Origin of the sequence: Veillonella caviae, from assembly GCF_003992125.1 — a bacterium.
GTDB classification, from domain to species: Bacteria; Bacillota; Negativicutes; order Veillonellales; family Veillonellaceae; genus Veillonella; species Veillonella caviae.
Genome location: NZ_RQUY01000001.1, coordinates 198373 through 205608 on the forward strand (window position 1 = coordinate 198373; position 7236 = coordinate 205608).

The 7236-nt window shown below is 35.2% G+C and carries 8 protein-coding genes; 4 read left to right on the top strand and 4 right to left on the bottom strand.

The window, feature by feature from the left end:
* Positions 1-136 precede the first annotated feature (136 nt).
* A complete protein-coding gene (locus tag EO120_RS00940; protein ID WP_127133633.1) occupies positions 137-1066 on the top strand; it encodes a DUF1848 domain-containing protein in 930 nt (309 codons plus the stop codon).
* Positions 1067-1358: 292 nt separating this feature from the next.
* Entirely contained in the window at positions 1359-2216 is an 858-nt protein-coding gene (locus tag EO120_RS00945) for an HAD family hydrolase (RefSeq protein WP_241234843.1), read from the top strand.
* A gap of 110 nt (positions 2217-2326) precedes the next feature.
* On the opposite strand, the gene EO120_RS00950 is transcribed toward EO120_RS00945, so the two are convergent.
* Together EO120_RS00950 and EO120_RS00955 are read right to left on the bottom strand one after the other, a co-directional pair.
* Positions 2327-2944, bottom strand: coding sequence for a phosphatase PAP2 family protein (locus EO120_RS00950; RefSeq protein ID WP_127133635.1), 618 nt, complete (start codon positions 2942-2944; stop codon positions 2327-2329).
* A gap of 196 nt (positions 2945-3140) precedes the next feature.
* Positions 3141-4493: a VanW family protein gene (locus EO120_RS00955; RefSeq protein ID WP_127133636.1), complete on the bottom strand. Its 1353-nt coding sequence runs from the start codon at positions 4491-4493 to the stop codon at positions 3141-3143.
* A gap of 104 nt (positions 4494-4597) precedes the next feature.
* Between EO120_RS00955 and EO120_RS00960 the strand changes: the two genes are divergently transcribed.
* Complete coding sequence (locus tag EO120_RS00960; RefSeq protein WP_127133637.1) at positions 4598-5623, top strand: site-specific integrase; 1026 nt, start codon at positions 4598-4600, stop codon at positions 5621-5623.
* Positions 5624-5789: 166 nt separating this feature from the next.
* On the opposite strand, the gene EO120_RS00965 is transcribed toward EO120_RS00960, so the two are convergent.
* Positions 5790-6098, bottom strand: coding sequence for a LysM peptidoglycan-binding domain-containing protein (locus EO120_RS00965; protein WP_164725708.1), 309 nt, complete (start codon positions 6096-6098; stop codon positions 5790-5792).
* 219 nt (positions 6099-6317) lie between these two features.
* Here EO120_RS00965 and lexA point away from each other — a divergent pair, with 219 nt between their 5' ends.
* A complete protein-coding gene (gene lexA / locus EO120_RS00970; protein WP_127133638.1) occupies positions 6318-6995 on the top strand; it encodes a transcriptional repressor LexA in 678 nt (225 codons plus the stop codon).
* Between the two features lie 57 nt (positions 6996-7052).
* Here lexA and EO120_RS09220 read toward each other — a convergent pair.
* On the bottom strand, positions 7053-7236 hold a 184-nt coding region (locus tag EO120_RS09220), incomplete at its 5' end, for a hypothetical protein (protein ID WP_206512454.1).

The following is a 7236-nucleotide window of genomic DNA, read 5'->3' on the forward strand; positions in this document are numbered from 1 at the left end:
ATACAGATTTTTTCGTTATAATTGTAATAGAAAATAACAGATAACTTTTGTAAATATACGATTATGTAATACTGGTTCAAGTATGAAATTTTTACACTTAGCCATTATTATTTAAGATAGTCAGTAAGGAGATATTTTGATTTTACAAACAGGGCAACGAACCGATATACCAGCCTTTTATGGACAGTGGCTTATCAATCGTATAGAGGCAGGATTTGTGGATGTTCGCAATCCTTATAATCCAACGATAGTATCTCGGTATCCTATTAATCCTAAGGTAGTAGATGGCATCGCATTTTGCACTAAAAATCCAATACCATTTATTCCTTTGTTACCTCGATTATCCAAGTATCGTCAATATTGGCATATAACTATTACGCCGTATGACCGTGATATCGAACCCTATGTGCCTCCTTATGATGATGTTATAGTCGCTTTTAAGCACATCAGTGATGCTCTCAATCCGCAGTCTATTGTGTGGCGTTATGATCCAATCATTATAAATCACAAATATCTTATAGATGCTCATTATGAAAGTTTCCACTCTATGGCACAGTCCTTAGCAGGATATACGGATACTGTTATCGTCAGCTTCTTAGATATTTTTGATAAAGTATTAGCCAATTTTCCCACAGCACAACGGCCACCAAAGGATGTACAAAAAATAGTAATCCGAGAACTAGTAAAAATAGCAAAATCTTTTGGTATGATATTAAAAACATGTGGAGAAGGAGATATATTTAAAAATGTAGGCGCCTATACGGATGGATGCCTCACCGTGGACTGTTACGAACAAGCATGGAATGTAAAGTTAAACGTACCCAAACGCAATCCCGCTCGTCCAGAATGCGCCTGTTATTTACATAATGACATTGGAGCTTATGATACATGTAGTCATTTTTGTCGATACTGTTATGCCAACACAAACCAAGATGCAGTACGACGAAATCGCGCATTACATGATCCAAATTCCACAATGCTTATTGGGCATGTAGGGCCACATGATACGATTAAAGTTCAAAATACCTCTTCATGGGTAGTTCCCTATCAAGAAATATTGTTCTAAAAATTTTTACATACATTTTGCCTATAGGGGGTTGTTTTTTTACAAATTTTGGAATGTATAAGTACGAGAGGATATTTGTGGCCACAAATAATTTCAAACTATTAAATCGATATAACTAGATTCACATAATTAGTTATATGAAATTATTAAAATTCTATTCGTAAAACGGAGGTGACCAATGATTACCTATAAAAATAATACGACTACGCCCGCTTTGAGCCTTCTCTATAATAAAGAGCATACCAATCATCTTAGTGCATCTGCTAGCACTACAGTGCCTAAAAAAAGCTCTATGCCTGTATTGGCTATGTGCTACGATTTCGATAAAACACTAACACCAGATGACATGCAAGCACAAGGATTTATCCAATCTGTAGGATATAACGAAGATGAAATTAAACAATTTTGGCAAGAATCCAATCAACTAGCGAAAGACCACGATATGGACAACAATTTAGCGTATATGTACAAAATGATACAAGAGGCAGTAGGTCGTTTTTACGTAACAAAAGACAAACTCATGGAATATGGTAATCAAGTTTCCTTATACAATGGCGTTCGTACTTGGTTCGAACGGATTCGCCAATATGGTTTAAATCATGGTGTACAAATTGAACACTATATTATCTCCTCAGGCCTCAAGGAAATGATAGAGGGTACAGACATGGCGAAAGAAGGAGCTTTTACAAAAATCTATGCCAGTGCATTCATGTTTGATGACAAAGGCGTTGCGGTATGGCCAGCCCAAGCCATTAATTACACCAATAAAACGCAGTTCCTATTCCGCATTCAAAAAGGCATCCTAGATATTAACGATTTCGGCGTAAATGACTATATTAAACCTGAGGACCAACGCGTACCGTTCCGCAATATGATTTACATCGGCGATAGCGATACAGATATTCCGTGCATGAGCCTTGTCAATGCTAACGATGGCCATTCTATCGGCGTATACGATCCAGAACTAAATAATAAGGAAAAAGTATACAAAATGATGCAGCACCATCGCATTCGCTACTACGCACCGGCCGATTACACCGATGGTTCTGAACTCGATACATTGGTGAAACGCATCATAGATAAGACAGCAGCCTATGAAATTCTGGAACGAACCTATGTGGCAGATAAACACGAAGCGGAGAGGCGGTAAATGAAATTGTAGCTTGAGAAAAGAAATATTTATTACTTCCGATAACGATAAATTATCGGAAGTAATTATCTAAAAAAGATTGGGCACATTAGGCCCAATCTTTCTTTACGTTATTTATCTTTACGTTTAAAGGTGTATGGCTCATATTCTATTTCACATTTGCGATTAATCCACCAGGTCCAACAATATACTGCTATTTTCCATGCTACATAACCAACGATTAACCCCAATACCATACCTGTAATAACATCAGATGGATAATGTACAAATAGATACACTCTAGAGAATGCCACTACAACAGATCCCATCAATGCTATAATACCCCAAAATCGTTTATTTGGGTTTATTTGGCTTAGCCCTAAGTATAATGCCATAGCCGATGCAAATGAACCAAAACTATGGCCTGACGGAAATGAATAGCTAGTTGCTGCTGGTGGTGTCGCTACTAATGGCACATTTGGAAAATCTACAAATGGTCTCAATCTCGCTACATGTGGTTTTAAACCTTGATCGCCAATGATAAATACCAATACTAAGGAGATAAACATACCTAAACCTACAACTCGATATTTCTTTTGTAGCATTAATAGTATGGAAATAATAATCCATAATGCACCAGAACTAGTGATAGTGGATATAAATGACATAAACGGTGTTAATATTGAGCTAATACAATGTTCTTGTACCCAAAATATTAAATTGTAATCTAATTGCAATATAGTCTCCATAACGACCTCATAATTTAACAAACAATATTAAATACTAACAGCTAAAAATCCTGTTACAAAAATCTAAAAGTACTCTAACAAGAATTACCAGTACACATAATAGACCAATCTATGCCTTAGGTCAATAGATTAAATCTACATTTAATAAAAGCTTAATATTTTATCTATTAAATCTTTATATGTACATTAAACGTATTTATTGTTGCTTAGTTAATTTTACGTCCGTAGATGGCTTTTTAGGTGGTTCTGCTGATTTTCTTATAATGATGGTATCTACTGGATCATAAATAGACTCATACGTATCTGTATAGCTCGTACCATCATTAAATATAATATGACGATAAGTATTCATCTTTGCCCCATAATGACCTTCTTGCGTAGTATCTTTATTTATAGAAGAGTCGATTCTAGTAATCGTTTTGTTCGGGATTTCTGTACTATCTCCAACGGTAATAGATACAGAGCGTGGAGCGTCTTGTGGTACACCTACGATATAAATAGTCAACTCATTGTTCTCCATAATACTAATAACATAAATGGAATGATTATACGGGTTTTTAAATTGAAAGTCTAAATAGCCCCACGCTACGGTAGCATCACGACCATCGGGAATATAAGATACCGGTTCAAAGTGCGGTGTTCTTTCTACAATATCCATACCAGATAATAAAGCAGTATTAAATAAGGTAGAACTTACTTGACAAATACCTCCACCAATACCTGGCACTAATTTACCATCAATCATAACCGGTGCATCATCAAACCCAGCTTCTGCAGTTCGCTCCCCAACCACATCATTAAAAGAAAAAACTTGACCTGGTTTGATTAAAGTACCATTAATTTTCTGTGACGCAATTTCAATATTGTGTGTTCGAGTTGTATTAGATCCATCATAATATGTCGTATAGCTGCCTAGAATCATTGTTAAAGGCTTCACATCCTCATTGGTAACCTTTACCATTTGATTTGACGTATATACTATAGAAAAAGATGTAAAATTATTTTTCTGAATTTCATTTTTCAAAAATTCTAAAGTAGCATCAATATCGATACGTTTACCTTGTTGAGAAGGTATCATTTTTACAACGCCATTTTCAATAGTTAAATACGCATCGTGAATAGGTTCATCTACTTGCTTTGCTAATTCTGTTAAATAAGTACGCCCTTTCACTTCATCTAGTTTATAAATTGGATCTATAGTAACACCGTTTGTAAAAGCATAGGTACGATGAGCAATCAAGGTCAACAGCGAATCTTCATAACCGTAATTATAAATGCTTTGTGCGGTAGCATCTACATCTAAAACGATACCTAAATCAGAGGCTTTTACAGTTGTCATTTTTGTATCATTGAATTTAATCGTAACTGTTATATCTTTAGTTGATTCTTGTTGTAACAAGCTGTACACTTCATTTCGAGTATAACCAGATAAATCATTACTTTTATAATAAACACCTCTCGTAATATCACCAGTAGGCAGCATACTACAGCCGGTTAAACAAAGCGTGGCGGTAAGTAAAACCACTAAGCAGTATCGTTGTATTTTCATTTGTATATCTCACTTATTAATATATATTGAATTATTTTATTATAGCATAAATACTAGTGATATTGTGGTACAATATTATCATAGTATTAGTAAAAGGAACGATTATGACAGATACGAATAAACAAGATAAACATTTTTATTTACGCCATAACGATGCTTTGATGAATAGTACGAAATTATCTATGAAAGCAAAGCAAAGCATCTTATTATCAAAAGCAGAAAATACGATAAATGCGTACGAGTCAGATTGGTTCGATTTTGTGGATTGGTGCAATTATCAGAAGGTTAGCTATTTTCCAGCTACACCAGAAACCATCGTTAACTATATCAATGATTTAGCAGACTACGCCAAAGCCAATACTATCGCTCGTCGCATTAGTGCCATATCTGAAAACTACAACGCCTCCGGTTCACATGAAAATCCTTGTATGTCTCCCCTTGTGAAACAAGCATTGCGTGGTATACGTCGTTTGAAAGGGACTTTTCAACAAGGTAAGACGCCGATTTTACTAGAAGATGTTGAAGATATTTTAGAAGCCATGAATACTATCGATATACCAGAGATTCAAAAATTACGGGATAAAGCCATTTTATTGATTGGATTTATGGGAGCCTTTCGGCGCAGTGAAATTGCAGCCATTACGGTGGAAAATCTGAAGTTTTCCCCTCAAGGCTTGGAGATTTTTCTTGCCGCCTCAAAAGCTGACCAAGAGGGTCAAGGAGCGATTGTGGCAATTCCTAATTTACCAGGCTCATCTTTAGATGCTGTACGAGCATTAAAAAAATGGCTTTCTTTCAGCGGCATTACATCAGGTCCTGTATTTAGAGGATTCACAAAATCTATGACATTACGTAGTACGGCTATTTCTGATAAATCTATTGCAGACATCGTTAAGCGCTATGTTACCCTTATTGGTCTAGATCCAACAATGTATGGTGCCCATAGTTTGCGACATGGTTTTGCTACTACCGCCGCATCTTATGGCGTAGAAGAACGTAATATCATGCGCCAAACACGCCATCACAGTGTTAATATGGTGCGTCGGTATATCAATGAGGCTAATAAATTCGTTGATAACCCTATTTCTACAATTTTTGAAAAACGATTAAATCCTAAAGATAATTCATAAATACCTTTGTAAATAAAATTCTTCAACTATAACTGTAGATACTAACACAGTCATCTAACAAATAATACCTAAAGTGATTATAATACAACATAAATAACAGCTATTCCTATTAGATGATGAGGAAACCTCGGGATTTAATAGAAATAGCTGTTATTTATATTATTATTTAGTTTTGAGCCATATAGTCCATAGCTCTTACTGGACTACCCATTTGTTGAACTGGTATTTTGATTTTTGTGCCTGGCACTAATGAGCCAGAATCATTAATTTGATTTAATTCTTTTACCGCATATACTACTTCACGCACATCCATATTAGCTTGGGTATGACGAGATGCAATATCCCATACTGTATCGCCATATTCTACAGTAACTTCTCTAACAGATGGTGTATGTACATCAACACTAGGTGTTGTTAGTTGAAAACCTAAAAACATAGCAAAACACATACTAAGCATAATCATAATATGTTTCATCTCTACAACCTCACAATACAATCAATATAATATCGAACATAAGTAAAGAACATTTGTTTGTCTACAATTAAATAATAACACAAAAACAAATGTTCGGTCAAGAGGTTTTGAACAAATGTTTGCAAATATTTACAAATACCCATATAATAGGGATATATAATAAATATTTCTAGTATACATATATAGATACCCTATTTTAGTTCATTTTTGGAGGTTCTTATGAGACGCCCAGCAACAGATATTAATACGAAACAACGCCGCATTTTAGAATTCATTCGCGATTCTTTACACAATGAATATCGGTGCCCTACTGTTCGTGAAATCTGTGCTCATGTAGGTCTTAGTTCTACATCTACCGTACAGTCCCATTTGAATACATTGGAAAAATTTGGTTATATCCGTCGTGATCCAAATAAAAACCGTGCTATTAGTATTGTTAACGATATAAAACCCAATATTTCTATTAGCAAAGATAGCAACGAAATGTCTAGCTCTGATAATTTTGAATTCCTTGGTGCTAATCTAAAACAAGTCCCTCTCATCGGTACTGTACAAGCCGGTATGCCTATTACTGCAATAGAAAATTTAGAATCTACAATGACATTACCTGTTCAATTGACTGGTAATTCTGATTGCTTTATGCTTCGTGTGCAAGGTGACTCGATGATGAATATCGGTATATATGAAGGTGATATGCTCATCGTACGTCATCAAAATACAGCTAACAATGGTGATGTTGTAGTAGCTCGTATCGATGATGAAGCAACAGTAAAACGATTCTTCAAAGAAAAAGGGCATATTCGTTTACAACCTGAAAACGACGATTTCGCTCCTATCATTGTTAAAGACTGCCATATCGAAGGCTTAGTTATTGGATTAGTAAGAGATAAGATTTAATTATTTATATAACTTAGGAGTCGTAGTTCATATCTCTTTCTTAGTTAACATTAGGATTTAACATACAACGAAATAAAGCCCGCCAAACGCGTTCATTACCATTGTGGTAGATGCGTTTGGCGGGCTTTTCCATTGCTTATTAGGCTTATAGGACAAAAGGTGTTGGTTTTTAATCCCATGAAGAATTGAAACTTTTATCATAAAAGTGTAAATCACTCCAAACAATAGCATCACCCCATGT

Excerpts from the sequence above, each read along its gene's own strand:
- EO120_RS00945 (WP_241234843.1), top strand. The coding sequence starts at position 1,359 with ATGCCTGTATTGGCTATGTGCTACGATTTCGATAAAACACTAACACCA.
- EO120_RS00950 (WP_127133635.1), bottom strand. The coding sequence starts at position 2,944 with ATGGAGACTATATTGCAATTAGATTACAATTTAATATTTTGGGTACAA.
- EO120_RS00955 (WP_127133636.1), bottom strand. The coding sequence starts at position 4,493 with ATGAAAATACAACGATACTGCTTAGTGGTTTTACTTACCGCCACGCTT.
- EO120_RS00960 (WP_127133637.1), top strand. The coding sequence starts at position 4,598 with ATGACAGATACGAATAAACAAGATAAACATTTTTATTTACGCCATAAC.
- EO120_RS00965 (WP_164725708.1), bottom strand. The coding sequence starts at position 6,098 with ATGAAACATATTATGATTATGCTTAGTATGTGTTTTGCTATGTTTTTA.
- lexA (WP_127133638.1), top strand. The coding sequence starts at position 6,318 with ATGAGACGCCCAGCAACAGATATTAATACGAAACAACGCCGCATTTTA.